The sequence below is a fragment of the Billgrantia aerodenitrificans genome (assembly GCF_021404405.1).
Lineage (GTDB): Bacteria > Pseudomonadota > Gammaproteobacteria > Pseudomonadales > Halomonadaceae > Halomonas > Halomonas aerodenitrificans.
Genome location: NZ_JABFTV010000004.1, coordinates 430,179 through 455,913, shown reverse-complemented (window position 1 = coordinate 455,913; position 25,735 = coordinate 430,179). Strand labels below are relative to the sequence as shown.

The 25,735-nt window shown below is 64.1% G+C and carries 21 protein-coding genes; 10 read left to right on the top strand and 11 right to left on the bottom strand.

What is annotated here, in order from left to right; all coding sequences use genetic code 11:
- Positions 1-111 precede the first annotated feature (111 nt).
- A complete protein-coding gene (locus HOP59_RS10435; RefSeq protein WP_010627412.1) occupies positions 112-729 on the top strand; it encodes a phosphoadenosine phosphosulfate reductase domain-containing protein in 618 nt (205 codons plus the stop codon).
- Between the two features lie 54 nt (positions 730-783).
- On the opposite strand, the gene cysB is transcribed toward HOP59_RS10435, so the two are convergent.
- The 3 genes from cysB to fdhF all read right to left on the bottom strand — a co-directional run bounded on the left by cysB (position 784) and on the right by fdhF (position 5,331).
- A complete protein-coding gene (gene cysB / locus HOP59_RS10430; protein WP_010627411.1) occupies positions 784-1,752 on the bottom strand; it encodes an HTH-type transcriptional regulator CysB in 969 nt (322 codons plus the stop codon).
- A gap of 127 nt (positions 1,753-1,879) precedes the next feature.
- Entirely contained in the window at positions 1,880-2,365 is a 486-nt protein-coding gene (locus HOP59_RS10425; protein ID WP_010627410.1) for a helical membrane plugin domain-containing protein, read from the bottom strand.
- Entirely contained in the window at positions 2,365-5,331 is a 2,967-nt protein-coding gene (fdhF, locus tag HOP59_RS10420) for a formate dehydrogenase subunit alpha (protein WP_010627409.1), read from the bottom strand. Before fdhF ends, HOP59_RS10425 begins: the two co-directional genes overlap by 1 nt.
- A 448-nt stretch (positions 5,332-5,779) precedes the next feature.
- On the opposite strand from fdhF, the gene trxA reads away from it, so the two are divergent.
- The gene (trxA, locus tag HOP59_RS10415; protein WP_010627408.1) at positions 5,780-6,103 is read left to right on the top strand and encodes a thioredoxin; all 324 of its coding nucleotides are present in this window, start codon (positions 5,780-5,782) and stop codon (positions 6,101-6,103) included.
- 12 nt (positions 6,104-6,115) lie between these two features.
- On the opposite strand, the gene HOP59_RS10410 is transcribed toward trxA, so the two are convergent.
- Positions 6,116-7,282, bottom strand: a complete 1,167-nt coding sequence (locus HOP59_RS10410) for an AI-2E family transporter (RefSeq protein WP_234253923.1) — start codon at positions 7,280-7,282, stop codon at positions 6,116-6,118.
- Between the two features lie 135 nt (positions 7,283-7,417).
- Here HOP59_RS10410 and HOP59_RS10405 point away from each other — a divergent pair, with 135 nt between their 5' ends.
- Positions 7,418-8,179 carry an SIMPL domain-containing protein gene (locus HOP59_RS10405; protein ID WP_010627406.1) on the top strand — a complete coding sequence of 254 codons (762 nt, stop codon included), beginning with the start codon at positions 7,418-7,420 and terminating at the stop codon, positions 8,177-8,179.
- Here the strand turns inward: HOP59_RS10405 and serS are convergent.
- Positions 8,157-9,446 carry a serine--tRNA ligase gene (gene serS / locus HOP59_RS10400; protein WP_234253922.1) on the bottom strand — a complete coding sequence of 430 codons (1,290 nt, stop codon included), beginning with the start codon at positions 9,444-9,446 and terminating at the stop codon, positions 8,157-8,159. The two genes, HOP59_RS10405 and serS, sit on opposite strands and share 23 nt — an antisense overlap.
- Positions 9,447-9,635: 189 nt before the next feature.
- On the opposite strand from serS, the gene HOP59_RS10395 reads away from it, so the two are divergent.
- From HOP59_RS10395 to HOP59_RS10385, 3 genes are all read left to right on the top strand, one after another.
- Positions 9,636-11,411, top strand: a complete 1,776-nt coding sequence (locus HOP59_RS10395) for a sensor histidine kinase (RefSeq protein ID WP_234253921.1) — start codon at positions 9,636-9,638, stop codon at positions 11,409-11,411.
- On the top strand, positions 11,398-12,759 hold the full coding sequence (locus HOP59_RS10390; RefSeq protein WP_234253920.1) for a sigma-54-dependent transcriptional regulator: 1,362 nt from the start codon (positions 11,398-11,400) through the stop codon (positions 12,757-12,759). Before HOP59_RS10395 ends, HOP59_RS10390 begins: the two co-directional genes overlap by 14 nt.
- Positions 12,760-12,965: 206 nt before the next feature.
- On the top strand, positions 12,966-13,997 hold the full coding sequence (locus HOP59_RS10385) for a TAXI family TRAP transporter solute-binding subunit (RefSeq protein WP_234253919.1): 1,032 nt from the start codon (positions 12,966-12,968) through the stop codon (positions 13,995-13,997).
- Here the strand turns inward: HOP59_RS10385 and HOP59_RS10380 are convergent.
- Positions 13,994-14,248, bottom strand: a complete 255-nt coding sequence (locus HOP59_RS10380) for a hypothetical protein (protein WP_234253918.1) — start codon at positions 14,246-14,248, stop codon at positions 13,994-13,996. The two genes, HOP59_RS10385 and HOP59_RS10380, sit on opposite strands and share 4 nt — an antisense overlap.
- Before the next feature lie 89 nt (positions 14,249-14,337).
- On the opposite strand from HOP59_RS10380, the gene HOP59_RS10375 reads away from it, so the two are divergent.
- The 4 genes from HOP59_RS10375 to HOP59_RS10360 all read left to right on the top strand — a co-directional run bounded on the left by HOP59_RS10375 (position 14,338) and on the right by HOP59_RS10360 (position 20,770).
- Positions 14,338-16,485 carry a TRAP transporter permease gene (locus HOP59_RS10375; RefSeq protein WP_234253917.1) on the top strand — a complete coding sequence of 716 codons (2,148 nt, stop codon included), beginning with the start codon at positions 14,338-14,340 and terminating at the stop codon, positions 16,483-16,485.
- 133 nt (positions 16,486-16,618) lie between these two features.
- A complete protein-coding gene (locus HOP59_RS10370) occupies positions 16,619-19,849 on the top strand; it encodes an FAD-binding and (Fe-S)-binding domain-containing protein (protein ID WP_234253916.1) in 3,231 nt (1,076 codons plus the stop codon).
- Positions 19,850-19,903: 54 nt separating this feature from the next.
- The gene (locus HOP59_RS10365) at positions 19,904-20,482 is read left to right on the top strand and encodes a phosphoribosyl-AMP cyclohydrolase (RefSeq protein ID WP_234253915.1); all 579 of its coding nucleotides are present in this window, start codon (positions 19,904-19,906) and stop codon (positions 20,480-20,482) included.
- An 87-nt stretch (positions 20,483-20,569) separates the two neighbouring features.
- On the top strand, positions 20,570-20,770 hold the full coding sequence (locus tag HOP59_RS10360) for a DUF2905 domain-containing protein (RefSeq protein WP_234253914.1): 201 nt from the start codon (positions 20,570-20,572) through the stop codon (positions 20,768-20,770).
- Here the strand turns inward: HOP59_RS10360 and nosP are convergent.
- From nosP to HOP59_RS10335, 5 genes are all read right to left on the bottom strand, one after another.
- Positions 20,747-23,104: a nitric oxide-sensing protein NosP gene (nosP, locus tag HOP59_RS10355; protein WP_276574324.1), complete on the bottom strand. Its 2,358-nt coding sequence runs from the start codon at positions 23,102-23,104 to the stop codon at positions 20,747-20,749. The two genes, HOP59_RS10360 and nosP, sit on opposite strands and share 24 nt — an antisense overlap.
- Before the next feature lie 187 nt (positions 23,105-23,291).
- Positions 23,292-23,729: a pyridoxamine 5'-phosphate oxidase family protein gene (locus tag HOP59_RS10350; RefSeq protein ID WP_234253913.1), complete on the bottom strand. Its 438-nt coding sequence runs from the start codon at positions 23,727-23,729 to the stop codon at positions 23,292-23,294.
- Positions 23,726-24,340, bottom strand: a complete 615-nt coding sequence (locus HOP59_RS10345; RefSeq protein ID WP_234253912.1) for a class I SAM-dependent methyltransferase — start codon at positions 24,338-24,340, stop codon at positions 23,726-23,728. Before HOP59_RS10345 ends, HOP59_RS10350 begins: the two co-directional genes overlap by 4 nt.
- Positions 24,341-24,630: 290 nt before the next feature.
- On the bottom strand, positions 24,631-24,996 hold the full coding sequence (locus HOP59_RS10340; RefSeq protein ID WP_234253911.1) for an SH3 domain-containing protein: 366 nt from the start codon (positions 24,994-24,996) through the stop codon (positions 24,631-24,633).
- Between the two features lies 1 nt (position 24,997).
- Positions 24,998-25,723: a class I SAM-dependent methyltransferase gene (locus HOP59_RS10335; protein WP_234253910.1), complete on the bottom strand. Its 726-nt coding sequence runs from the start codon at positions 25,721-25,723 to the stop codon at positions 24,998-25,000.
- Positions 25,724-25,735 lie beyond the last annotated feature (12 nt).

Below are 25,735 nucleotides of genomic sequence, written 5' to 3'. Positions count from 1 at the left end.
GCCCTTTAATCTTTCATTTGGCTATATTTATCCAATGAAACGATATTGGGGCCCTGTCAGCCGCCTTTGGTAGGGTATGGCCCAAACACGGTCAACGACTCTGGAGCCATCATGGCAACACTCGATGCGATCAATCAGGAACTGGGCAATGATCCCGATGGGCTTATTCGCTGGGCTCTGACGCAGGGCCAGCGCCCTATCGTCACCACCAATTTCCGCCCCTTCGAAGCGGTCATCCTGCATATGGTGACACAACAGCGGCCCGACATTCCGGTGGTCTGGATGGATCACGGCTACAACACAGAGGCGACCTATCGCTTCGCCGACGCGCTGGTCAAGCGGCTCGACCTCAATCTGATCAGCTACATCCCGCAGCGCACCCGCGCTCATCGTGAAGCGGTGGATGGCCCCATGCCGGGCATCGACGATCCGCGCCACGAGGCGTTCACGCGAGAGGTCAAGCTGGAGCCGTTCGAGCGGGCGCTACGCGAAATGGCCCCGGACGTGTGGTTCACCGCGCTGCGCGCCGAGGACACCCCCGAACGCGCCCGCATGCAGCCTGTCAGCAAGAACGCCGATGGGCTACTCAAGGTCTCTCCTTTGCTGCACTGGAGCGCCAAGGAGCTCTACCAGTACCTGCAGCAGCACGACCTGCCCAACGAGTTCGATTATTTCGATCCCACCAAGGTGGAAGCGAAGCGGGAGTGCGGGCTGCATCTGCAGCACTGACTTTCACCCGCACCCAGTAAAAAGCGGGCCGCGCGATGCGCGGCCCGCTTTTTTCTAGCGCATCGGCAGCTCGATGTCGTCGAACAGCTCCGCCTCATGGCGCGGCCCCGCAGCAAGTGCCGCATCGACCAGATCGCGGTCGAGATGGCCGGCAAAGCCCTTGACGAAATCGTACATGTAGCCGCGCATGAAGGTGCCCCGGCGAATGCCGATCTTGGTGACCGAACTTTCGAACAAGTGGCCCGCCTCGAGGGCAACGAGATCCTCGTCGAGGGTTTCGTCATACGCCATGTGAGCGACGATGCCGACGCCCAGGCCGAGCCGCACGTAGGTCTTGATCACGTCGGCATCGGCGGCGGTGAGTACCACGTTGGGGGTGAGCCCCCTGGCACGGAAGGCATCGTCGAGCTGGGAGCGCCCGGTGAAGCCGAACACGTAGGTCACGAGCGCCTGCTCGGCCAGACGCTCGAGGGTCAGCTCGCCCTCGGCCAGCGGATGACCACGCGGCACCAGGACACAGCGGTTCCAGCGGTAACAGGGTAGCAGCACCAGATCGGCGAACAGCTCGAGCGACTCGGTGCAGATGGCGAAATCGGCCATGCCATCGCTGACCATCTGGGCAATCTGCTTGGGCGTGCCCTGCTGCATGTGCAGGGCGACATCAGGGTATTTGCGGGTGAATTCGCCGATCACCGGCGGCAAGGCGTAGCGGGCCTGAGTGTGCGTGGTGGCGATCGAGAGGCTGCCGCGCCGCTCGTCGCTGTGCTCCTGGGCCACCTGCTTGATGTTGTCGGTCAGCCGCAGCACTTGCCCGGCCAGCTCGACGATGGATTCCCCCGCAGGCGTGACGCGGGTGAGATGCTTGCCGCTGCGGGCGAAGATCTCGACGCCCAGCTCGTCTTCCAGCAGCCGAATCTGCTTGGAGATACCGGGCTGGGACGTATACAGGCTCTGGGCCGTTGCCGACACGTTGAGGTTGTGCCGGGTAACTTCCCACACATAGCGAAGCTGCTGCAGTTTCATGGTCGACACGACTCCCTGACGCCCGGCAAAAGATGCATTGGTGATTAGACATTACTGCCTAATCACCAAATAGCATAACGTCAAAAGCGCCTTCCGACCATGAGAGCGACGCGGCTTGCCACTAGCGTCAGGGGCCGCTGGTCGGCTTTCCGAAATAGTCGCTGACCGGCTTGTCCACCGGCTTGTCGAGTCGCTCGGCGAACGCCTTGAGGCCATCCACCAGCGGCGCCACCGCACGCCACAGCTCATCGTCGTTGAGCATGCGGTAAACGCCACTGACACCGGGAGCATCGCCCCCCTCCTGCACCGGTCGATGCTGGCCGATACATTCGAGCGCCTCCTTGACGGCGAAGGTCACCCGATAGAAACGCTCCGGTGGAACCTCCGACAGCATCATGCCGAGAATCGCCAGGTTCTGAATGGCGTTGAGAGTGGACTCCTTACCCAGCCCATCCACCACCACGCTGGCGATGCTGGTGTTGGCACCGACCACGTCATTGGCCAGGCGCAACACGCCATGCTCGTGGAGCGTCTGCAGCAGCTGTGCCAGCTCTTCATGGGCATCGGGGCCGATTTTGGGCGGCGTCACGTCGTGCGAAATTCGTTCGGCCATCACATTTTCCTCGGGTTGGACTGCTGGGCGGGCGGCGGCGTGTAGTCTCCCCGCATCCACTTCACTTCGACCTCGACGCCCTGCTTCGGCGTAGGCCGGCCATAGCGGTAGTTGTGAGCAGGCAAAGGCGGAGCGCCGCGCTTGTCGAGCACCTCGAGCTTCACTGCGGTTTCCTTGTAGGCCGGGGTCTGCACGTCTGGGTCATTGTGCTCACCGGTGAGCAGATTGACCCCCGTCTTGCCGAAATGAATCGGCATGAACAACGTTTTGCCGCGCACCCGGTCGGTGATGACCGCGGGGAACTCGATGCTGTCGCGGCGCGAAGTTATCCGTACCCAGGTGCCCTCCTCGATGCCGCGCTCGGCGGCAAGCTCCGGGCTGACCTCGACGAAACCGTGCGGAAGCTGCTGCCGGATCCCTTCGCTGCGCCCCGTCTGATTGGTGCCCTGGAACTGCTCGCGCAGCCGGCCGTTGTCCAGCAGCAGGTCGTACTCGTCGTCGGGCGCCTCTTCGGGCGGCTGCCACTCCAGCGGGTGCAGATTGGCCTTGCCGTCCTCGTTGGCGAAGCCGTCGGTGTAGAGCAGCGGCGAGTCGGTGCCGTCCGCCGCAACCGGCCATAGCTGGGACTTCCAGCCCTCGAGCCGCGCATAGCTGACCCCGGCGAACATCGGCGCGATGCGGGCGCACTCCGCCATGATCTCGGAGGGATGGGTGTAGCCCCAGTCGTGTCCCATGCGAGCAGCGAGATCGGTCAGGATACGCCAGTCGGGACGGCTGTCGCCCAGCGGTTCCAGCACCTGGTAGGAGCGCTGGATGCGACGCTCGGTGTTGACGTAGGTGCCCTCCTGCTCGACGCTGGGACAGGCAGGCAGCACCACATCGGCGTACTCAGCGGTACGGCTGAGAAATACGTCCTGCACCACCATGAACTCGAGCTTCTCGAAGCCGGAGAGCACGTTGTGGGTATTGGAGTCGGAAAAGGCCGTCTCCTCGCCGACGATATACATCGCCTTGATCTCGCCCTCGTCGGCTGCCTGTACCATCAGGAAATTGCCATAGCCGGCTTCAGCTGAAAGCTCTTCCGGCGAGATGCCCCACCCTTCGGCCCAGCGCTTTCTCGCTTCTTCGTCCTCTACGTGCTCGTAGCCAGGATAGCGGTCACGCAGGCAGCCGAAGTCGCTCGCCCCCTGCACGTTGTTGTGGCCGCGCATGGGGTAGCCGCCGGTACCCGGCTTGCCGTAGTTGCCGGTGACCAGCAGCAGGTTGGAGAGTGCCGTGCTGGCGTCCGATCCACGGCTGTGCTGGGTGATGCCCATGGCCCACAGCAGACAGACGCTCTGCGCCCGGCCGATGGTCTCGGCGGCCTCGGCCAGATCCTGACGCGCGATGCCCGTCTCGGCCTCGGCGAACTCCAGGGTGAAAGGCGCGAGGGACTGGCGATACTCCTCTACGCCGTTGACCCAGCGTGCGAGGAACTCGCGATCGGCCAGATCGTGATCGAACATGTAGCGCGACAGCGCCGAGGCCCAGATCAGATCGGTGCCGGAGTTCGGCCGCAGGAACAGGTCCGCCCGTTCGGCCATCTCGTGCTTGCGCGGGTCGATCACGATCAGCTTCTGCCCGCGCAGCTTCTGTGCCGCCTTGATGCGGGCGGCGATCACCGGATGGTTCTCGGCGGTATTGCTGCCGACGATCACCACCACCTCGGCCTGCTCAATGTCCTCGATGGTGCCGGCATCACCGCCGTAGCCGACGGTACGGAACAGCCCCTTGGTGGCCGGGTTCTGGCAGTAGCGCGAGGAGTTGTCGACGTTGTTGGTGCCGATGATGCGACGGGCGATCTTCTGCACCAGGTAGGCCTGCTCGTTGGTGCCCTTGCTCGAGCCGATGAAGCCCAGGCTGTCCGGGCCGTGGGCCTCGCGCACCTCGAGCAGACGGCGCGCCACCAGGTCCAGAGCCTCGTCCCAGCTCGCTTCGCGAAAGCGGCCGTTGTCGCGTATCAGCGGCATGGTCAGGCGCTGCTCGCTGTTGACGAAGTCCCAGGCGAACTTGCCCTTGATGCAGGTGGAGATGCCGTTGGCCGGCGCCTCGGCTACCGGTTGCACCTTGAGGATGTGGCGGTCGCGGGTCCACATCTCGAAGGAGCAGCCGACGCCGCAATAGGTGCACACCGTCTTGGTGCGCTTGATCTCGGGCTGGCGCATGTGCATGTCGATTTCCGAAAGCCCCGAGACCGGCACTGCCCCCGTTGTCGTCTCGAGCTTCTTGATGATCTCGATCATCGGCCGCTTGAGCGACCAAGGCATGGCAGTGAACGGACCCGCCTTGCCGTCCATGCTGTTCTCCATCAGCGCATTGCACGGACAGACGGTGACGCAGTGGCCGCAGTGCACGCAGCTGGAGTCGTTGATCTGCTCGCCGCCATCCCACAGCACACGCGGGTTCTCGCTGGAAAAGTCGATGGAGAGCGTCTCGTTTACCTCGACGTTCTGGCACGCCTCCACGCAGCGGCCGCAGAGGATGCACTGGTCGGGATCGTAGGTATAGAAAGGGCTCGAGGTGTCCTTCTCGTGAGGTTTGCGCTGAAACTCGTAGCGCTGAATGGGGATCTGCATATCCACCATGGTGTTGTGCAGCGTGCAGTCGCCGTTGTTGTTCTCGCACACGGTGCAGTAGAGCTCGTGCTTGGCCAGCAGGCGATCCATGCCCTCTTCCCGGGCGGCCCGGGCCCGCTGGCTGCCGAGGCTCAGCGACAGGCCCTCAGTGCTCTTCAGCGTGCAACCGCGCTTGAGCTCGCCGTCGACCTCGACCCAGCAGGCATCACAGGTTTCCAGAGCACCCAGCGAAGGGTGGTAGCAGACGTGCGGAAGATCGACGCCTCGCTCCTTAAGAAAATCGATAAGCGGCTGATCGGCCCGACCGCTGAGTAACTGCCCATCCAACACGACCGTACAGCGTGTCGTCATGTCCCGGCATCTCCCTGTCGAGGCCCGGCGACGAGCTGCCATTGCTTCACGATGCGACGAGATCGGCCATCCACATGGCGCTCGGAGCCAAGCCATGTCCATATACCTTCTGCTCCGTGCTATGCACGTTAGTCAATGGCACTTGGCTTGTCTAAACTGTCGAAAGATGGCTCAACGAAAAACCGCTTCCCGATCAGATAGCTATCGAACAGGCAGACAACAATCGGCACACAGCGGCAACGAGAGCTCACCAAAACGAGATGTCCCGCAACAACGACCCGCCAGGCTGTGAAGCTGGGTGAGTCAGCGTCAGCGATGGGAGCTCAGGAAGAGCGCTTGCATGGGCATTTGCCAGAGACACGACTGCCCGCTACCATCTGCCGACCGGACGTGCCCAATGCATGTCACCCGATTCGCTCGATGTAGCGCAACGTAACTGGAGAATCACATGGCCAATAACGTCGATGTCACCAATGCCAACTTCGAGCAGGAAGTCCTGAAGGCTGAGCAAACCGTACTGCTGAAGTTCTGGGCCCCCTGGTGCGGCCCGTGCAAGGTCATGGCTCCGGTGATCGACGAGGTTGCCGAAGAGCGAGTCGACAACCTCAAGGTTGTCAGCATCAACGTCGACGACGCCCCGGAGATCGCCGCCGAGCAGGGCGTGCGCGGCGTTCCTACCGTGATGCTGTTCAAGTCGGGCTCCAAGGTCGCCTCGCTGGTCGGCGCTCAGTCCAAGTCTCAGCTGGTGCAGTTCATCGACCAGAACGCCTGATCCCTGTAGGTCTCACCGCTCATCTCGCCCCGGCTCATGCCGGGGCGATTTCGTCATGAGAGAGGGCTGATTCGCCTCGTCCTCGACTCCGGCCCCGCTCAACGCCTCCTCCGATGCGATACGGTCCGTCATGGGCCGCTTGCCTGGACCCAGCATGTAGGCCATCCAGCGGGTCTGGGGATGACTGTCCAGGGCGATCTTGAGCGTCATGGTCAGCACCACCGAGAGCAGCATGCCGACCACCCCCAACATCCAGCCCCACACTACCAGCGAGAGAAAGGCCACGAATGTCGACAGACCCAAGGCACGCCCCATCAACCGCGGCTCGACCAGGTTGCCCAGCACGAAGTTGATGCCCAGGTAGGCCATGGCCAGGCCGAAGGCCTCGGCCAGGCCGCCATCCTGAGACAGCAGCAACAGCAGAACCGGTGGGACCGCGGCTATGGCAGAGCCGATATTGGGGATGTAGTTGAGAGCAAAGGCCAGCACGCCCCACAACAGCGGGAAGTCCACACCGGCCAGCAGGCAGGCCAACCAGGCCATCACTCCCGTGAGCAGACTGACGAAGGTCTTGACCGCCAGATAGCGCTTGAGGGTTTCGCTGAACTCCTGAAAGCGGCGCAAGCTGGCTTCCGGGTCGTCAAGGGCGAAAGCCACCTTGCGGCGAAAATTGAGGGTCTCGAACATCATGAAGACCACCAACAGCGCCACCACCATGCTCTGCATCAGCAGGTTACCGAGCCCACCCAGCAGGAACGACAGCCAGCCCCCCTCATCTTCTCCTTCGACCAGGCCGGCAAGCGTATCCGGATTGATCGCCAGCCCCATGGCCGCGAGGCTGTCGAGCACGTTGAGGTAGTGTTCGTAAAGCCGCCTCTCGATGCCCGGCAGGGCTTCGATGAAAGTGCCGAAAGCGTTGACCACCAGCAGCCCCACCAGCGACAGGAAGCCGCCGATCACCAGCAGCGTGACCAGCACCGCCAGACGCGGACTCAGACCCAGCCGCTGCAGCCAGTTCACCGGCGACGTACAGATCACGGCGATGAACAGACCCAGCAGGATCGGAATGATCAGGTCGGCACCGGCGCGAATGCCGGCAACGATGATCACCAGCGCTGCCAGCGCCAGCGTGAGATTGAGCGGAAGCCCGTAGCGCACATTGTCGTCGCGGTGAAGCATGCCATCTATCCATGTGTGGCGTGTCCTGCTTATCATGACCCGTACCGGTCGGGTGCACAAACTTGCCGGCCTCGGCTCGGCCAACTACTCAACCTGCCCCCCTGATTAGTCATCATTGCCGTATGGAGGCTACTGATGTTCACGATGCGTTTACACTGTCTATTGCTGGGCAGCCTGTTGATGACAGCTCCGCTGATGACCACCGCTGCGCTAGCCGATGAGCCTCGCGGTCGGTTGGTCGCTCAGGCTGAGGCCCAACTCGATGTGGTTCCGGATCGCGCCACGCTCAGCGCCCGGTTGTGGGAGCGCACCCCGGCGGTGGCGCAACATGAGGAAGAGACCGACAGCCATGCACTGCGCGAGGCTCGGGATCGACTGGAGGAGCGAGCAGCAACCTTGATTCGCGCCTTGGAGGAGGCCGGGGTGGAACGTGACGACATCAGCGCCGGCTCGCTTGCGGTGCAACCGGAATATGTTTCTCCCCGACGCAGCGACGGTGATCAGGAGCTGCTGGTACGCACTCGTCTCGAACGCCCTTTCCAGGTTCGGGTCGATGACCTGGAGCGACTGCCGCGACTGCTTGATGCGCTGACCGAGGCTGGCGTCAATGCCATGGATGGCATCACCTATGACCTCACCGATCGCGACGCCGCGACCGATGAAGCGCTGGTGATGGCGCTGGAAAAGGCAAGTCGCAAGGCCGAGCTGATGGCTCGCACCATGAACGTGACGCTAGGCTCGGTGGTAAATATCAGCGAGACGCGCTCACCGATCTATGTGCCACGCATGATGGCAATGAGCGCCGACGCCCGTGAGAGCGCCGGACAGGTCGACTACAGCCCGGGGACTATCGTCATCGAGGCGGGTGTCAGCGTCAGCTGGGAGATCGAGAATTGAGGGTGGCAAGTCCGTCCAGATAGGGGCGCAGCGCCTCGGGCACGGTGATGGAGCCATCGGCGTTCTGATGGTTCTCCATCACCGCAATGAGGCAGCGTCCCACCGCCAGGCCCGAGCCGTTGAGGGTGTGCAGCAACTGCGGCTTCTTCTGCTCGGGATGACGGAAACGCGCCTGCATGCGCCGCGCCTGGAAATCCTCGCAGTTGGAGACCGAAGATATCTCGCGGTAGGTCTGCTGGCTCGGCAGCCACACTTCCAGGTCGTAGGTCTTGGCCGCACCGAAGCCCATGTCACCTGTACACAGCGTGACGACCCGGTAGGGCAGCTCGAGCGCCTGCAGGATCGCCTCGGCGTGACCGCGCATCTCTTCGAGCGCCGCGTAGCTCGTCTCCGGTTCCACCAGCTGCACCATCTCGACCTTGTCGAACTGATGCTGGCGAATCATGCCGCGGGTGTCGCGGCCATGGGAGCCCGCCTCGCTGCGAAAGCACGGCGTATGGGCGGTGAGCTTGAGCGGCAGCACCTTGTGGTCGAGGATCTCGTCGCGCGCGAAGTTGGTCAGCGGCACCTCGGCAGTGGGAATCAGGTGATAGCTGCGCTCGTCGTCCAGCCGGAACAGATCCTCGCCGAACTTCGGCAGCTGCCCGGTGCCGAACAGCGAGGCTTCGTTGACCATGTAGGGAACGTAGCACTCCTCGTAGCCGTGCTCGAGGGTCTGCTTGTCGAGCATGAACTGGGTCAGCGCGCGGTGCAGGCGAGCGATCTGCCCACGCATCACGGCGAAGCGTGAGCCGGTCAGCTTGACCGCCAGCTCGAAGTCCAGCTCGCCCTTGAGCCCGCCCAGGTCGACGTGATCGCGGACTTCGAAGTCGAACTCACGCGGCGTGCCCCAGCGGTGCAGCTCCACGTTGTCTTCCTCGCTCTCGCCTGCCGGCACGCTTTCGTGGGGCAGGTTGGGAATGCCGCTGACCAGGGCATCCCACTCCTCCTGAACTTCCGCCAGCTGTCGCTTGGCGGCATCGAGGCGGTCGCCGAGATCGCTCACCTCGTCGAGCAGCGGCTGGATGTCCTCGCCGGATGCCTTGGCCTTGCCGATCGCCTTGGAGCGGGTGTTGCGCTCGTTCTGCAGGGACTCGGTCTCGGTCTGCAAATCGCGACGCCGGGACTCCAGCGCCTCGAGCCGCTCGGTATCGAGGGTAAAGCCACGTTTGGCCAGTCGTTGAGCAACCGTATCGAGGTCGCTGCGCAGCAGTTTGGGATCGAGCATGGAATCCGGTCCGTAACAGTCGGTGAATCGGAAAATCGAGCCGTCCATTGTAGGCAAAAGGCCGGGAGGGCGCCACGCGCCCGCCTTCCCCGTACGTCCGGATGGCCCTATCATCCTCTCCATGTCGCTTATCCATTCCCTTCGCCTAGCCGTCGCGCCTTACCCCCTGCCACTGCCGGGGTGGTCGGCGTGACCCCGCGCACCTGGCGCCTCGCCCTGCTGATGGGCTGCGGGCTGCTGGTGGCCGCCGGGCTCTGGGCGATATGGCAGTGGCAATATGCCCAGGCGGCGCGTGAGGCCGAGCGCCACGCCCAGACACGCCTGGCGCTCTATACCACCACCCTGCAAGGGGCTCTGGAGAGCTTCGCCTACCTGCCGGGACTGTTGGTTCGCCAGCCCCAGGTGCAAGCGGTGCTGCTCGACGAAGCGGGGATTTTCGATGCGCAGGTCAACGCTCACCTGGCCGAGGTGGCCGAGCGCTCCGGCGCCGAGGCGATCTTCCTGATGGATGCCGAGGGAGTGACCGTGGCGGCCAGCAACCACGCCAGCGCGGACAGCTTCCTCGGCCACCGCTACCCGTTCCGCCCCTACTTCCGCGACGCCATGGCAGCGGGCCAGGGCGAATTCTTCGCGATCGGCAGCACCACCAGCCGGCCGGGCTACTTCGTCTCCGCCGCCGTGACAGGAGGGACCGAGGGCGCCCCTTTGGGTGTGCTCGCCCTCAAGGTCTCTCTGGAGTCGCTGCAGGAGAGTTGGCGGCGCGCCGGCGAGAAGGTGTTGCTCTCCGACGCCAACGGCGTGGTGATCCTCTCCAGCCGCCCGGAGTGGCGCTACCGCCGCCTCGGCGAACTCTCGCCCGATGCATTGACGGAAATCCGCGACCAGCGCCAGTTCCTCGACGAGCCGCTGCTTCCCCTGGGCGAGCGACTGGCCGACGGCTCCCTGCGTATCGGCGGCGACGACCTGGGTGAGCGCTTCCTCGATCTGAGCCTGCCCCAGGCCACTCTGGGCTGGACCATGCACTATCTGGCGCCGGTGCGCCCTCTCTACGCCAGTGCCCGCAACGCCCTGCTGGCCGCCGCCGGCGCCACTTTCGCCCTGCTGCTGCTAGGGCTCTGGCTGCGAGAACGGCAGAGGCGTCAACGCCTGCGCGACCGTGAGGCCAACATCATCCGCGAGGCCAACGAGCGCCTGGAGATCCGTGTGGCCGAGCGCACCCGGGAACTGGAAGCGACCCAGGCCGAACTGGTGCAGGCCGGCAAGCTGGCCGCCCTGGGCACCATGGCCGCCGGCATCGCCCACGAACTCAACCAGCCGCTGTCGGGCATCCGCACCTTCGCCGCCAACGGCGAGCGGCTACTCGCCCGTGGCCGCCCGGAGGCCGCCGAATCCAACTTCCTGCGCATTCAGGCGCTGTGCGAACGCCAGGACGCGCTGATTCGCCAGCTCAAACTGTTCGCGCGTCGCGGCGACCGCCAGGAGCCGGTGGATCTGGCCGAGCGGCTCGACTTCGTGCTGGAGCTGCTCGACGAACGCCTCACCGAGCAGGAAGTGAGCCTGGCACGCCCCGAGCCTCTGCGGCCACCGCTGCGGATAATGGGCGACCCGCTGCGCCTCGAGCAGTTGCTCACCAACCTGCTGCGCAATGCTCTCGACGCCCTGCGCGGCGTCACCGCACCGCGCCTGGAAATCAGCCTGCAGCGTGAAGGCGGGCAGGTGGTGCTCGGCGTGGCCGACAACGGACCGGGAATCGAGGAGGACGCCCTGTCGCGCCTCTTCGATCCCTTCTTCACCACCAAGGCGGTGGGCGACGGCCTGGGTCTGGGGCTGTTCATCTGCTTCGGCATCGTCCAGGACCTGGGCGGGAGCATCGCCGCCGCCAACCGACCCGAAGGCGGCGCCCTTTTCCGGGTGGCCCTGCCTGCCGCCCCCGCTGTCTCAGGAGAGCCCCATGGCGAGCGTTGACGAACTGCCGATCTGGCTGGTGGATGACGACCCCGATGTACGCGAGTCGCTCGGCCAGTGGCTCGAAGTATCGGACCTGGCGGTGCGCCCCTTCGCCGAAGCCACAGCAGCCCTGGCGGCGCTGGCCGCCGGCGACGCCTGTGGCGTGCTGGTCAGCGACGTGAAGATGCCTGGCATGGATGGCCTGGCACTGCTGGATGCAGTGCAGGGCCTCGAAGAACCGCCACCAGTCGTGCTGATCACCGGCCATGGCGATGTGCCCATGGCGGTAACTGCTATGCAGGCCGGCGCCTGGGACTTCGTCGAGAAGCCCTACTCCCCGGAGCGCCTCGAGGAGTGCGTGCGCCGCGCGCTCGAACGGCGCCGTCTGGCCCTGGAGAATCGTCGTCTGCGCCATGCCCTGCGAGAGGGCGATCTGGCCGGCCGCCTGCTGGGGCGGGCGCCGGCCATGCTGCGCCTGCGCGACCAGCTCGCCAACCTGGCCCCGGTGCGTGCCAACGTGCTGGTGCACGGCGAGACCGGCAGCGGCAAGGAGGTGGTGGCGCGCTGCCTTCACGACCTCGGTCCCGGCCCCGATGCCCCTTTCGTGGCCCTCAACTGCGGCGCCCTGGCCCCGGAGCTGATCGAGTCGGAGCTCTTCGGCCATGAGAAAGGCGCTTTCACCGGCGCCCAGGAACGGCGCATCGGCAAACTGGAGCATGCCAGCGGTGGTACGCTGTTCCTCGACGAGGTGGAATCGCTGCCGCTAGCGGCCCAGGTCAAGCTGCTGCGCGCCCTGCAGGAGGGCGAGATCACCCGCCTGGGTAGCAACGCCGTGCAGCGGATCGACCTGCGGGTGGTGGCGGCCAGCAAAGTGGACCTGCTGGCTCTGGCCGCCGAGGGCGGCTTTCGCGAGGACCTCTACTACCGGCTTGCCATCGCCGAGCTGGCTCTGCCGCCGCTGCGCGAGCGCCGCGAGGACATCGCCCTGCTCTTCCGCCACTTCTGCCATCAGGCCGCCGAGGTCCACGACCGCCCACTGCGCGAGCCCGACGCCGCTCTGTTCCAGGCCCTCGAACATCATACCTGGCCGGGCAATCTACGCGAGCTGCGCAACGCCGCCACCCGTTTCATTCTCGGCCTGGAGATCCCCTGCCTGGGCACGGCCGCTGCCGCGGACGAGGACTCCCTGGCCGCCCAGGTGGCCGCCTTCGAAGCAGCCCTGCTGCGTGCCGCCCTGGGCCGCCATGGCGGCAACATCCAGGCGGTGATGGAGGAGCTGGAGCTGCCGCGCCGCACCCTCAACCAGAAGATGCAGAAGCACGGCTTGCGCCGCGAGGCCTTCCTCGACGGCGGCGACGACAGCTGAGCCTGCCCCGCCCTGTCGGCAATATCTTGCCGACAGGGCGCTACCACGTCGGCAAATAATTGCCGACAGCACCCGCCCAGGCCCACTCCGCGTTACGGCTTCTCATCTCAACACATTGAAATACATAGGGTGTCATCGAAGCTGGCAGGCTTGTCGCTATGTCAAGGCGTCTCATAACCACAACGCTCGATATACGGAGACCCGCCATGCACAAGCGCCAGTTCCTCAAGTCCGCCCTCTGTCTTGCCACCGCCACCGCTCTTGGCCTCGGTGCCGCAACCGCGACCGCCAGCCCCGACAACGGCAGCGAAGGGGGTCAGTACATCATGGGCACCGCCACCACCGGCGGCACCTTCTACCCGGTGGGCGTCGCCCTCTCCACCCTGGTCCGCGTCAAGCTGGAGCCGACCCATGACATCTCAGTATCGGCCATCAGCTCCGCCGGCTCCGCCGAGAACCTGCGTCTGATGGACGACAATGAGGCCCAGTTCGGCATCCTCCAGGCCCTCTACGGCGCCTGGGCCTGGCACGGCGAGGGCCCGGTACCCAAGGCCTACGACAACGTGCGCTCCATCTCCATGCTGTGGCAGAACGTCGAGCACTTCGTGATGCGCAGTAACCGGGTGGAGAGCGGTACCATCGACGACCTGTCCAACCTCTACGGCCGCGGCTTCTCCATCGGCGCCCGCAACTCGGGCACCGAAGGCTCCGGTCGGCAGATTCTTGCCGGTCTCGAGATCGACCCCGAGCAGATGAACCTCGCCTACCTGGGCTACGGCCCCAGCGCCGACTCCATGCAGAACGGCAACATCGACGGCATGAACATTCCCGCCGGGGTGCCCGCCTCCGCGGTGACCAGCGCCTTCGCCAACATGGACAGCAACATCTCCATCCTGAATGTGACGGAAGAACAGCTCGAGCGCATCAACGCCGACTACCCGGTGTGGACGCCCTACGAGATTCCCGCCGGCACCTACCCGAGCCAGGACGAACCGGTTCACACCATCGCCCAGCCCAACATTCTGGTGGTCAACGCCGACGTCCCGGAAGAGCACGTCTACCAGATCACCAAGGCGATGTTCGAGAACCTGCCCTTCCTCAACAACATCCACCCGGCGACCCGCGACATGGCCCTCGAGAAGGCCCTGGACGGCCTGCCCATGCCGCTGCACCCCGGCGCCGCCCGCTACTTCCAGGAGCAGGGGCTGGTCATCCCCGCGCATCTGCTGGAGGGCTAAGGAAACCCTGATTTACTGCTGCGCTCGATAGCCTGGCCGCCGGCGGTGCTCACAATCCTCATTGAGCAGCCAGTCAACTCCGGTTGCTGCGCGCCGGCGGCGACCAGCCTCTCTTCGCTCGCGACGTAAATCAGCGCTCCCTTGTGATTTTTTGCTCCAGATGGACTGAGCCTGCGAAGGGGCGCCGGGGACAGGCCAAAGAGGAGGTCTTTTTCCAGGGAAGGAAAAAGTGCGCCCAGGGACGGGGTCACAGCGCCTCCTCGCCGGCCCGTCGCCGAAAAGCCCCGAGCCTGACCACCGATAACGCCTTCTCATCCACGCCAGCTCCGCGAGAACGCCCATGAACGCAACGCCCACTCCCGAGGTGCGCGACGAAACCGCCAGCGAAGCCCCCGAGCGCCTCGAGCATCCCTGGCTCGGCCGGGTGCTGTTCGCCCTGGCCATCGTCGTGGCCCTGTCACATCTCTACTTCAACACCCTCGGCACCCTCTCCGAAGTGTGGGTCAGCGCCCTGCACTTCGGTATGTTCGGCCTGCTCTGTGCCCTCTCGGTGCCCATGCTCAAGGCCCGCTCCGTCGGCGGTGCCCGCCTGGTGCTGGCGGTGGACATCCTGCTCGGCCTGGCGGCGCTGGGCTGCGCCTTCTACCTGATCGGCTTCGAAGACGCCCTCTACGCCCGCGGGGTACGCTTCTCCACCGCCGACTGGGTCGTCTCCATCGTCGCCCTCGGCCTGGTGCTGGAGTTCGCTCGCCGCACCACCGGCTGGTTCATCCCCCTGCTCTGCCTGGTGGCACTCACCTACGTAGCCTGGTGGGGACGCCATGTAGGCGGGGTGTTCGGCTTTCCCGGCCTCTCCTGGGAGACGGTGCTGTTCCGCAGCTACCTGGGCGGTGACGGCATGCTGGGCTCCATCGCCCGCATCTCCTGGTCCTACGTCTTCATGTTCATTTTGTTCGGCGCCTTCCTGGTACGCTCCGGCGCCGGCGACTTCATCATCGAGCTGGCCCGCTGTGCCGCCGGGCGCTTCATTGGCGGCCCCGGCTTCGTCGCGGTCTTCTCCTCCGGGCTGATGGGCTCGGTGTCCGGCTCCAGCGTCGCCAACACCGTCTCTACCGGGGTGATCACCATCCCGCTGATGCGCAAGGCCGGTTTTCCGCCGCGCTTCGCCGCCGGGGTCGAGGCAGCGGCCTCCACCGGCGGCCAGCTGATGCCTCCGGTGATGGGCGCCGGCGCCTTCATCATGGCCTCCTATACCCAGGTTTCCTACCTCACCATCATCGGCGTGGCGGCCCTGCCGGCGCTGCTCTACTTCCTCTCGGTGGCGATGTTCGTGCGTATCGAGGCCAAGCGTAGCGGCGCCCAGCACGTCGAGACCGAAGAGGCGCCGCGCTTCCTCGAGGTGCTCAAGGGCGGCTGGCACTTCCTGCTGCCGCTGGTAGTGCTGGTGGCCGCATTGATCTACGGCTTCACCCCCACCTATGCCGCCGGCATCGCCATCCTCTCGGTGGTGGTGGCCTCCTGGCTGTCGCGCAACCCCATGACCCCGACGGTGGTGATGGAAGCCCTGGTGCTCGGCACCCGCAACATGATCACCACGGCGATCCTGCTGCTCACAGTGGGGCTGATCGTCAACGTGGTCTCCACTACCGGCATCGGCAACACCTTCTCGCTGATGATCACCGACTGGGCCGGTGGCAGCCTGCTGATCACCATCGTGCTGATCGCCATCGCCTCCCTGGTACTGGGCATGGGCCTGCCGGTCACCGCCGCCTACATCGTGTTGGGCACCCTCTCGGCGCCGGCCCTCTACGGCCTGATGGCCCATGGCCAACTGATGGAGCTGCTGATGGCCGGCCAGTTGCCCGAGCAGGCCAAGGCGATCTTCATGCTCACCGCCCCGGAGAGCCTGGTGGCCCTGAGCGCCCCCATGGACGCGGCCAGCGCCCGCGAGCTGCTCGCCCTGGTGCCCGACGACTTCCGCCGCCAGCTCTACGAGCAGGCGCTCTCGCCCCACACCCTGACCCTGCTGCTGGTGGCGGCCCACATGGTGATCTTCTGGCTCTCCCAGGACTCCAACGTCACCCCGCCGGTGTGCCTCACGGCGTTTGCCGCCGCGGCCATCGCCAGGACACCGCCGATGCGCACCGGCTTCACCGCCTGGAAGATCGCCAAGGGGCTCTACATCATCCCGCTGCTGTTCGTCTGGTCGCCGCTGATCACCGGCTCCCCCGCCGAGATGCTCACGGTGTTCGCCTTCGCCCTGTTCGGCATTTATGCCATCATCGCCGGCCTCGAGGGCTTCCTGGAGCATGAACTGCCCTGGTGGCTGCGCCTGGCGATGTTCCCCATGGGTGCCCTGATGCTCTGGCCCCACGGCCAGCTGGCACTGGACTTCCTGGGTCTGGTGCTGTTCCTCGCCACCCTGGCGTGGAGCGCCCGGGCCGGCCGCACCTCGGCCACTGCCCTGCCCGCTCCCGGCCACGCCTGAGTCCACGCCTGTCGGCATTCCGCCGCGGCTCCTGGCCGTGGCGGGATGCGCCCCTCGCCCTCTCGCGGTAAAGTAGCGTCATTCCCTGCCGGCCCGCCCCCGGGTGGCATCAAACGACCGAATACGACTAGCCATGATTGCCAGACTGGATACTGCCGACGCTCCCGTCATCAAGGGCCTGAGCGCGCATTACCTGCGTTTTCTCGAGGCGCTGAAGGCCTCCGGCTTCGAGGGCGAGATCGCCCCGGACTACGCCAGCCGCACCGTGCTGGCTACCGACAACTCGATCTACCAGCGCCTGCCCCAGGCGGCACTGTTCCCGCGCCACACCGAGGACCTCGAACGCATCGCCCGGCTCGCCGCCGAGCCTGAATATCGCCAGGTGGTGCTCACGCCCCGCGGCGGCGGCACCGGCACCAACGGCCAGTCGCTCACCGATGGGCTGGTGGTGGACGTGTCCCGTCATATGAACCGGATACTCGAGATCGACGTGGAGAACCGCCGCGTGCGGGTGCAGGCCGGGGTGGTCAAGGATCAGCTCAACGCGGCGCTGAAGCCTCATGGGCTGTTCTTCGCCCCGGACCTCTCCACCTCCAACCGCGCCACCATCGGCGGCATGATCTCCACCGACGCCAGCGGTCAGGGCAGCTGCGAATACGGCAAGACCCGCGATCACGTGCTCGAACTCGACAGCGTACTGCTCGGCGGCGAGCGGCTGGTCAGCCGCCCGGTGGACGATAGCGAGCTGGAGACGCTGTGCCATCACAGCGGCGCGATCGGCAACGCCTACCGCACCGCGCGGGAAATCATCGACACTCAGCGCGAGCTGATCGCAGCCAAGTTCCCGCCGCTCAACCGCTGCCTGACCGGCTACGACCTGGCGCATCTCAGGGACGCGCAAGGCCGCCTCGACATGAACAGCCTGCTGTGCGGCTCCGAGGGCTCGCTGGGGTTCCTCAACGAGGCGGTGCTCAACGTATTGCCGATTCCCAGGCACTCGACCCTGGTCAACGTGCGCTATGCCGGCTTCATGGATGCCCTGCGCGACGCCAAGGCCTTGATGGGTTCTTCACAAGACCAGCCGCAGGCGCTTGCCGCCAAACCCACTTCCATCGAGACGGTGGACGACAAGGTGCTGCTGCTGGCCATGGAGGACTTCGTCTGGGACAGCGTGGCGGAGTTCTTTCCCAGCGAGGCACCCCAGGGATCTGCCGAGGGCAAAACCGGCGCAGCCGAGGGCGATACCGTCACGGCCGAACGCCAGGCGGCGGCCATTCGCGGCATCAACATGATCGAGTTCAACGACGACGATCCCGAGCGGCTCGCCGAGCGGGTGGCTGCCTTCTGTCGTCACCTGGAAGCGGATGAGAGCGTGCCCCGCCTCGGTTTCACCCTGGCCCAGGGTCGCGCCCAGATTCAGCAGGTCTACGGCATGCGCAAACGCGCCGTGGGTCTGCTGGGCAATGCCAGAGTCGACGAGAAGGGCGAGAAGCGGCCGATCCCCTTCGTCGAGGACACCGCGGTACCGCCGGAGCATCTGGCCGACTTCATCGCCGAGTTCCGCGCCGCGCTGGACGCCCGTGGGCTCAGCTACGGCATGTTCGGCCACGTCGATGCCGGTGTACTCCACGTGCGCCCCGCCATCGACATGAAGGATCCCGAGCAGGAGCGGCTGATCCGCGAAGTCTCCGACGAGGTGGCTGAGCTGACCCACAAGTACGGCGGCCTGCTGTGGGGCGAGCACGGCAAGGGCGTGCGCTCCGAGTACGCGCCCAAGTTCTTCGGCGAGCTCTACCCCAGCCTGCAGCGGGTCAAGGCTGCCTTCGACCCCCACAATCAGTTGAACCCGGGGAAAATTGCCACGCCTGCCGACACCAATGCAGAAGCTCCCGTCAAGCTGGTCGACCCGGGCCTGCTGACCATCGACGGCGTGCCCACCCGCGGCCAGCTCGACCGCCAGATCGACGAGCGCGTGTGGCAGGCCCACGCCGCCACGGTGTACTGCAACGGCAACGGCGCCTGCTACAACTACGACCCCGACGACGCCATGTGCCCCTCGTGGAAGGCGACCCGCGACCGCATCCACTCGCCCAAGGGACGCGCCAGCCTCGTCCGCGAATGGCTGCGCCTGCAGGGCAATGCCGGGATCGACCTGGTCGAAGAAGCTAAAGAGAAGCGCCGCGAGGGGGTATGGGGTTTCATTACCTCCTTTCCGACGCGGGTGCGCAACACCTGGCGTCGCCGCGACGAGGCCGACTTCTCCCATGAGGTCTACGACGCCATGGCGGGCTGCCTGGCCTGCAAGTCCTGCGCCGGTCAGTGCCCAATCAAGGTCAACGTGCCGGACTCGCGCTCGCAGTTCCTCGAGGTCTACCACGGCCGCTACCTGCGCCCGCTGCGGGATTACCTGATCGGCGGCATGGAGTTCTTCGTGCCCTATCTCGCCCATGCCGCGCCGCTGTACAACACCGCGCTGAATCAGCGCCTGGTGGACCGCCTGCTGTCCCAGCACGTCGGCCTGGTCGACAGCCCGCGCCTCTCTCGCGCACGACTGACCAAGCAGCTGCGTGCCTGGGGTGTCGCCGAGGCCACGCCGATCTCGCTGGGCCTGCTCAGCGAGGCGCAGAAGGCCAGAAGCGTGGTGCTCGTGCAGGACGCCTTCACCAGCCACTTCGAGGCAGAATTGGTGATGGACATCGTCGAGCTGCTCTCGCGTCTGGACATCAAGGTGTTCGTCGCCCCCTATACGGCCAACGGCAAGCCGCTGCACGTGCAGGGCTTCCTTGGCGCCTTCGAGCGCACCGCGGAGAAGCAGGCGCGACGGCTGCGCGCCCTGGCCGAGTTCGGCGTACCGCTGGTGGGCATCGACCCGGCCATGACCCTGACCTACCGCCAGGAGTACGTGAAGGCGCTGGGCCCCGCTGCCGTGCCCGAGGTGCTGATGCTGCAGGAGTGGCTGGTAGCTCAGGGCAAGCGCCTGGTACCGCCGGCCCTGGCCCGGGAACTCGAGAAACTCGACGCCCCGAGCTTCCGGCTGCTTTCCCACTGCACCGAGAAAACCAACGCTCCGGGCAGCCCCAAGGCGTGGCAGCAGGTGTTTGCCGCCTTCGGCTTCGAGCTCGAGCTCATCGCCACCGGCTGCTGCGGTATGTCCGGCACCTACGGCCACGAAGCGCGCAACCTGGAAACCTCGAAGACCATCTATTCTCAGTCGTGGCAGCCGGTGGTCGAGGACGCAACCAGCCAGGGCCGCCTGCTGGCCACCGGCTACTCTTGCCGCAGCCAGGCCAGCCGCCTCTCCGGCCAGGCCCTGCCGCACCCGCTGCAGGGAATTCTGACCCACCTGCGCCAGTTGAACTGGTAAGCTTGCAGGCTTGATCACTAGACCTTACATGGACTTATCGACAGGAGATGGATGATGAAGATCAAGCCACTGGTGACTGCCACGGCTCTTGGGCTCGGACTCGGCCTCGGTACTGCAGGCTTGGCAAGTGCCACGCAGGTCACTCACCTGAGTGGTGACATCACCGAAGAACAGGTGCTGGCAGCACAGCAAGCCTGGGGCGACGCCCTGGTTGCCATTTCCAATACCTATGAGGCTGAAGGCATCGACGCCGCCCGCGAACTGGCACAGGAAGTGATAGACAGCGCCTACGGCTACGACATGGGTGCCGTGCTCTTCAAACCCACCCTGGCCGCCGCGCCGCAAACCTTCCGTACGACGCCCGAAGGCGCACTGGCCTACTTCGTCGGCCACAGCGATGAGTACAGTGACGACAGCGGCTTTGCCCTGAAGGGCTGGCAGGAAGTCACCATCGAAAATGCCGCCATCCTGATCAGCGGCGACGTCGCCCTGACCATGGGCAACGTCTCCATCCTCGATGCCGAAGGCAACACCACCACCGTGGACAAGACCTGGGGTTATCACCTGGACGATGAAGGTGAGCTGCGCATCGTGCTGCACCACTCATCTCTGCCCTTCAGCCCAGAGGAGTAAGAAGAGTAAGCGCAAGCCAACCTCAACCGTACCGGCAGCCGCCGGTACGGTTCGTCCTAGGCAAGCGCAAACGGAACGGGAGGCAGGATGTCCCGCACTCTGATCGTCATCGGCCTGTGTATCGTCCTCATCGGCCTGTTCTGGCCATGGCTCTCCAAGCTACCCCTTGGCCAGCTGCCGGGAGATATCGTCATACGACGCGAGAACTTCTCGTTCTACTTTCCTGTGACCACCATGGTCCTGTTGAGTCTGCTCATCAGCGGGTTATTGTGGCTGTTCAACCGCTGAAGCGCTTTCGTCCGGTATGCGCCGAATTGGCAGCCAGAGGGTGAAGGTCGTGCCCTCTCCGGGGCGGCTATCCAGCTCGATGCGCCCCCCGTGTTTCTGCACGATGCCATAGGAGAGCGACAAGCCGAGGCCGGTGCCCTGGCCGACCGGCTTGGTGGTGAAAAAGGGGTCGAAGATACGCGACTGCAGCTCGGCAGGTATCCCCGCCCCGTCATCGGCAAAAGCGAGCCACACCTGATCGCCTTCGCAGCCGGTGCGCAGCGTGATGGTGCCGTGCTCCTCGATTGCCTGAGCCGCATTGACCAGCAGATTGAGGAAGACCTGGTTGAGCTGAGCCGGCACGCACTCGACCGCCGGCAGTTGGCCATACTCCCTTACTATCGTGGCCTTGTACTTGATCTCATTGGTCGCCACGTTGAGCGTGCTCTCCAGGCCCTGATGAAGATCGGCAAGCTGCCAGTCGGTAGCACCGGTACGGGAGAAATCGCGCAGATCCTGAACGATACGCCGTACCCGGGCCGTACCGTCGATCGACTCGGCAATCAGCGCACCGACATCCTCGCGCAGATAGTCCAGTTCGAGCTCCGTCTTGAGCTGGGCGATCCGCTCGGCCGCCTCGCTCGTCAATGACGGCTCGACCGTCTCGTAGAGGTCGACCAGGCGCAGCAGATCGTCGATGTACTGACGCAGAGTGTTGAGGTTGGAGCTGACGAAGCCGATGGGATTGTTGATCTCATGGGCGACACCCGCGGCAAGCTGGCCGATCGAAGCGAGCTTCTCCGACTGAAGCAGCTGATTGTGGGCCTCTTCCAATTTACCGATGAGGACTTGCTGCTCCTCCCTCTCACGCTCCAGCGCCACGAGAGCCTCGCGCCGCTCACGGATCTCCCGTTCCATATCCTCCTGCACCTGCTGCAGGGCACGATTGATCTGCTCGTTCTCGCGCAGCGCCGCTTCCAACTCCTTGGTTCGCGCCCGCACCTGATCCTCCAGCATCACCGCGGTCTGGAAGAGACTGAAACCGGAGCCGCGCACGCTGGTGCTGCGCTCGGCTCGATCCATCAAGGCCTGCACCATCTTCTGCAGCTGCTCGGCTCCAAGCTGTCGCCGCGGCATCGGCTGAGCGGCATCGGATTGCATCACCCGTTCCGTACGGCTGCCTGACAGGCTCCACCCACTCGACGAGCCGCTCGTTTCGCTATGGTCACAAGCGCCAATGGCGATGCCCGTCAGCGTCTGGTTCATGTGCACGCCGCCGTATTGCTCGCCATAGGTGCTGAAGCCGACCGTATTGTGGCGGTCGAAAACCGCCTCCACCGCCATCTTGGTATTCTTCTGCGTGACCTCCAGGTTGCGCAGAATGCAGTCGCAGGCAAGCACCAGCTGCGGCGGGCCCAGTTCCTCGCTCAACTGCCCCATGGTCGCCTCCAGGTCGGAGACCAGATCCATACCTTCGGCCACGCGCAGGACCAGGCCTTCGTCAATGGCGCTGTAGAAGGTCAGGCTGCCATCCGGACCGGCCTTCTGTATCGAGCGTACGTAATCGGTGCCATCGATCAGTACGACCACCGGCGCAGCAGCGAAATGATGAGGCTCGAGCGCCGCCACCGAGACGTCGATCAGCTCGGCATAAGCCTGAGCGGCGGGTATGCCATTGATCTCATAGACGACCCTCTGCTCCGCATCGGCTCGGGTGACGACCAGGCGCTCCTCCAGCGAGAGGAAATGCTGGGCCTTGAACAGACGGAACGGGTAGTCGGTCTGCAATACGGTCAGCACGGCGCTGTCACTGTGGAAAGCCCCGTCATGGAACACCTGGGTTTGGCTGAAACACAGGTCGTCGCCCGCCGAGCCGCCCACCAGTACGATATCGCCTAACGCCGTTTGCAGCGTTCGCGCCACCTGCTCTTCTCGGACGGAGAGGCCATCAATGAGCAGAAACCCGAAGCTGTTTCCGCCGCTCGGTCTTGTCGCCCGCTCACCGAGCTGCTGCAGCAGCGCATCGGTGAACGCCTGGCCACGAGCGATGCTGAACTGCTGAAGGGCATCCAGCCGCCCGGTTACCGCCGTACAGCTGCCGGCCGGGAAACTTACGCCGGTGAGCGTGTGGTCGAGATAGCCCAGAGGGCCGATCTCCCCCGCTGTGGTGCACCCCACCACGGGGATGTCGCCGAACAGACGGTTCATCTCGTCCGCCAGCGCCGCCAGATCGTAGTGGCTGGAACAGAAGAACAGCACCAGCTCGGTATCGGGCTGCACCACCCCCTGATGAAACTCGCAAACGGCAGTGCGAGCATCCTCAGCACGGCTCTGCATGCTACGAATCCGGCTCATGGCGGCTCTCCCCTCGTGGGCCTTTCCTATTGTTATCGGCTGAGGTCGCTGAAGGTTGAGGTTTAGCCATGCTCCTCTCTGCTGACCCCATAGGCACGAAGCGCAGAGCGGATCTGAGATTCTTCGGTGGTCTCTGCGGGATAGAACCTGTAGCTGGGAGCGAGGATAGGCTCAACGGCCGTGGGGCTCACCACGAGAACGCTGTGAATCGGAAAGCGCTCCCCGGACATTTCGAGAAGCGGCTCAGCCAACGAGAGAAGTCCGCAGCTCGTGCTTTCACTTCACGTGCAACACCCGTCACCTTGAACCCTTTTTGCACGAAAATATCGATGAAGCTCAAGCATACCTTCTCATTGACTCGGATATTCCTGGAAGAGGTCGGAGAAGCGATGTTCGCCACCACTACTGTCGTGTCATCCAGGACCGCGAATATCTCCTTGGGGGAAACGTTGGGCTGTCCAGCTTCATCGGAGGTCGCCAGCCAGCAGAGAACGCTGCGCTCTGCCACCTCTCGCACCTCTGTCGTTATCAAATCCGTCACGGCTATTCCTTTTTTATTGAACGGTGCAGCTACAGTCTGGAGTGAGATCTCCCGCTCCTTTTTTTGAATCTCGATAATTGTCACGCCGGCTTGGTAGCAATGATATCGAACCTGTGCCAACGCTTCGGCCCTCGCAGGCTCTTCCCATCCTCATCCAGCTCACGCATAAAGCGTATATCAAGACCATCAAGAAGATCGGCTACTGCTGCCCCCGAATGAAAAGTCATGGCTGGGTTGCTGGACCAATCATCTCTATCGCCAAACAATTGACCAACAAAGACACCTCCCGGTGTCAGGGAAGAGAGAATCATTGTCCAGAGAGATGCAAAGCTCTTCGGATGGCAGAATGGCAAGCTCAGTCCTGCGTGGATCAGCGTCGCATCAGGCAGCTCGGCAAGCTCTTCAAATGCGATCGCTCTCACATCGAGGCGCGAGTGATAATCTTGATCGATAAGTCGATGAACTCGCTCAATGGCTTGTGGCTCCTTGTCCACGGCCAGGACCTGCCAACCGGTTTCGATCAGAAAGCAGGTTTCATGACCGGCCCCACATCCAAGATCGACGGCTTGACGATACATCACCCCTTCGTCGACACAGGTAAGAGCCCGCTTGAGAAGCGGTGATACCGGACGTCCCTCGTGAGACTGATAATACGCAGCCCACATAGGGTTTCTAATTGGCTCAGGCTTGGACATGGCACGCCTCCTCTCGAATGCTTTCCGTTACTCGCTACACTCCTGCTGAACCTGCGCCAGTTCAATAGCCCCTTGGATGGCGGCTCGAGCTTGGGGGCTGTTCTTCCAGCAGGTGGAGCCTGAGATGGCTGCGCCCGCTGAAACGATCTCGTCAAGACTCGCTTCACTTAGCTGTACCAGTGACTGAAAACCCATCTGCTCAAGCCTGGCGACGACGGTCGGCCCAACCCCACGTACCGACAGCAAAGCCGTTCTTTCAGCCTCCGAAAATGGCATCGCCACGTCCCCCTTCAATCATCGACTTTCTTCAGGTTTTCTAGCGGCACCCAGCCCGGTTCCGTATCGTCAGCTTTCTCACACCATAGCCAGCCATTCAGCTCCCTCTTGCCGACCAGCAACTCTCCTTGCTCTACATTGAGCTCTCTCGCCGTATAGTCATCGAGCGCACGCCCGGTCGAGCCATCCAGAAATTCAATGATCTGGCCAGGCACCCAGCCTGGCTCCTGCCCTGGTGCGCTGCAAAAAAACCAGTTCTCCCAGTCCGCCTTTCCCTCGTATTTTTCGCCAACGGTGAGAAAGGCCCCCTTTTTGAAAATAATGGGGGCGGGAAATTCGCTCACATGAGGAGTGACGACAAGATATTTAGAAGTGCTCATATCACCTCCTTGACCCATGGATGGCACTACTATCGGTGCGCTTCGACAGCCAGGCGTGAATCAGGCCGGCCTGGAAGAACTGCACGGGCGGCTCGAAGCCTCCGGCTTCGATGATGGCGGCCACCTTGCTTGGCGGAAGGACGCCGACGTCGTTGGCATAGGCCTTGCGCATGCGCGCTATCCCCTCGGGGGTAATATCCGCCTGCGCCATCATGTTCATCCAGGCGCGCAGCAACACCTCATACTCGGGTGATGCCACATCCGAGGCCAAATCAGAGCTGGCGAGAAGACCACCCGGCTTGAGTCTGCGGGCTATTTGGTGGAAGAAGTCGGAACGCGCCTGCTGGTCGAGAATGAACTGCGACACCAGCAAGCAGGTCGCAGCATCGAATACCTGGGCGCCAGGAAGCGATTCCAGATAGCCCTCGTGAAATTGACAGCGCCCCGAGAAGCCCTCCGTTTCTGCCTGTTCCCGGCAGATATCCAGCATCGCACCAGAGGGCTCTACGGCAGTGAACTTCCAAGTGGGATGGTTATGAGCAAGGTGAGACAGCTCCGCTCCCGTTCCTACCCCGACACAAAGCAAGTGAGCACTTTCGGGTAGCTCGGCAAAGGCCGCATTCAGCAACATGTGCAGGCAACTCCGTATCGGCAACGTCTTCGCCCACTGCGCGTCGTAGCTGGAAGCCTGCTGATCGAACAATGCCTTGATTTCGTCTTGGTTCATCGCTTTCCCTGC

What these genes read in the sequence shown, in the direction of transcription:
- serS (WP_234253922.1), bottom strand. Translation starts at nt 9,446, where the DNA reads ATGCTCGATCCCAAACTGCTGCGCAGCGACCTCGATACGGTTGCTCAA.
- HOP59_RS10335 (WP_234253910.1), bottom strand. Translation starts at nt 25,723, where the DNA reads ATGAACCAAGACGAAATCAAGGCATTGTTCGATCAGCAGGCTTCCAGC.
- HOP59_RS10365 (WP_234253915.1), top strand. Translation starts at nt 19,904, where the DNA reads ATGAAGATCAAGCCACTGGTGACTGCCACGGCTCTTGGGCTCGGACTC.
- HOP59_RS10390 (WP_234253920.1), top strand. Translation starts at nt 11,398, where the DNA reads ATGGCGAGCGTTGACGAACTGCCGATCTGGCTGGTGGATGACGACCCC.
- HOP59_RS10385 (WP_234253919.1), top strand. Translation starts at nt 12,966, where the DNA reads ATGCACAAGCGCCAGTTCCTCAAGTCCGCCCTCTGTCTTGCCACCGCC.
- nosP (WP_276574324.1), bottom strand. Translation starts at nt 23,104, where the DNA reads ATGAGCCGGATTCGTAGCATGCAGAGCCGTGCTGAGGATGCTCGCACT.
- HOP59_RS10345 (WP_234253912.1), bottom strand. Translation starts at nt 24,340, where the DNA reads ATGTCCAAGCCTGAGCCAATTAGAAACCCTATGTGGGCTGCGTATTAT.
- HOP59_RS10340 (WP_234253911.1), bottom strand. Translation starts at nt 24,996, where the DNA reads ATGAGCACTTCTAAATATCTTGTCGTCACTCCTCATGTGAGCGAATTT.
- HOP59_RS10360 (WP_234253914.1), top strand. Translation starts at nt 20,570, where the DNA reads ATGTCCCGCACTCTGATCGTCATCGGCCTGTGTATCGTCCTCATCGGC.
- trxA (WP_010627408.1), top strand. Translation starts at nt 5,780, where the DNA reads ATGGCCAATAACGTCGATGTCACCAATGCCAACTTCGAGCAGGAAGTC.
- HOP59_RS10405 (WP_010627406.1), top strand. Translation starts at nt 7,418, where the DNA reads ATGTTCACGATGCGTTTACACTGTCTATTGCTGGGCAGCCTGTTGATG.
- HOP59_RS10370 (WP_234253916.1), top strand. Translation starts at nt 16,619, where the DNA reads ATGATTGCCAGACTGGATACTGCCGACGCTCCCGTCATCAAGGGCCTG.
- HOP59_RS10435 (WP_010627412.1), top strand. Translation starts at nt 112, where the DNA reads ATGGCAACACTCGATGCGATCAATCAGGAACTGGGCAATGATCCCGAT.
- HOP59_RS10425 (WP_010627410.1), bottom strand. Translation starts at nt 2,365, where the DNA reads ATGGCCGAACGAATTTCGCACGACGTGACGCCGCCCAAAATCGGCCCC.
- fdhF (WP_010627409.1), bottom strand. Translation starts at nt 5,331, where the DNA reads ATGACGACACGCTGTACGGTCGTGTTGGATGGGCAGTTACTCAGCGGT.
- HOP59_RS10410 (WP_234253923.1), bottom strand. Translation starts at nt 7,282, where the DNA reads ATGCTTCACCGCGACGACAATGTGCGCTACGGGCTTCCGCTCAATCTC.
- cysB (WP_010627411.1), bottom strand. Translation starts at nt 1,752, where the DNA reads ATGAAACTGCAGCAGCTTCGCTATGTGTGGGAAGTTACCCGGCACAAC.
- HOP59_RS10375 (WP_234253917.1), top strand. Translation starts at nt 14,338, where the DNA reads ATGAACGCAACGCCCACTCCCGAGGTGCGCGACGAAACCGCCAGCGAA.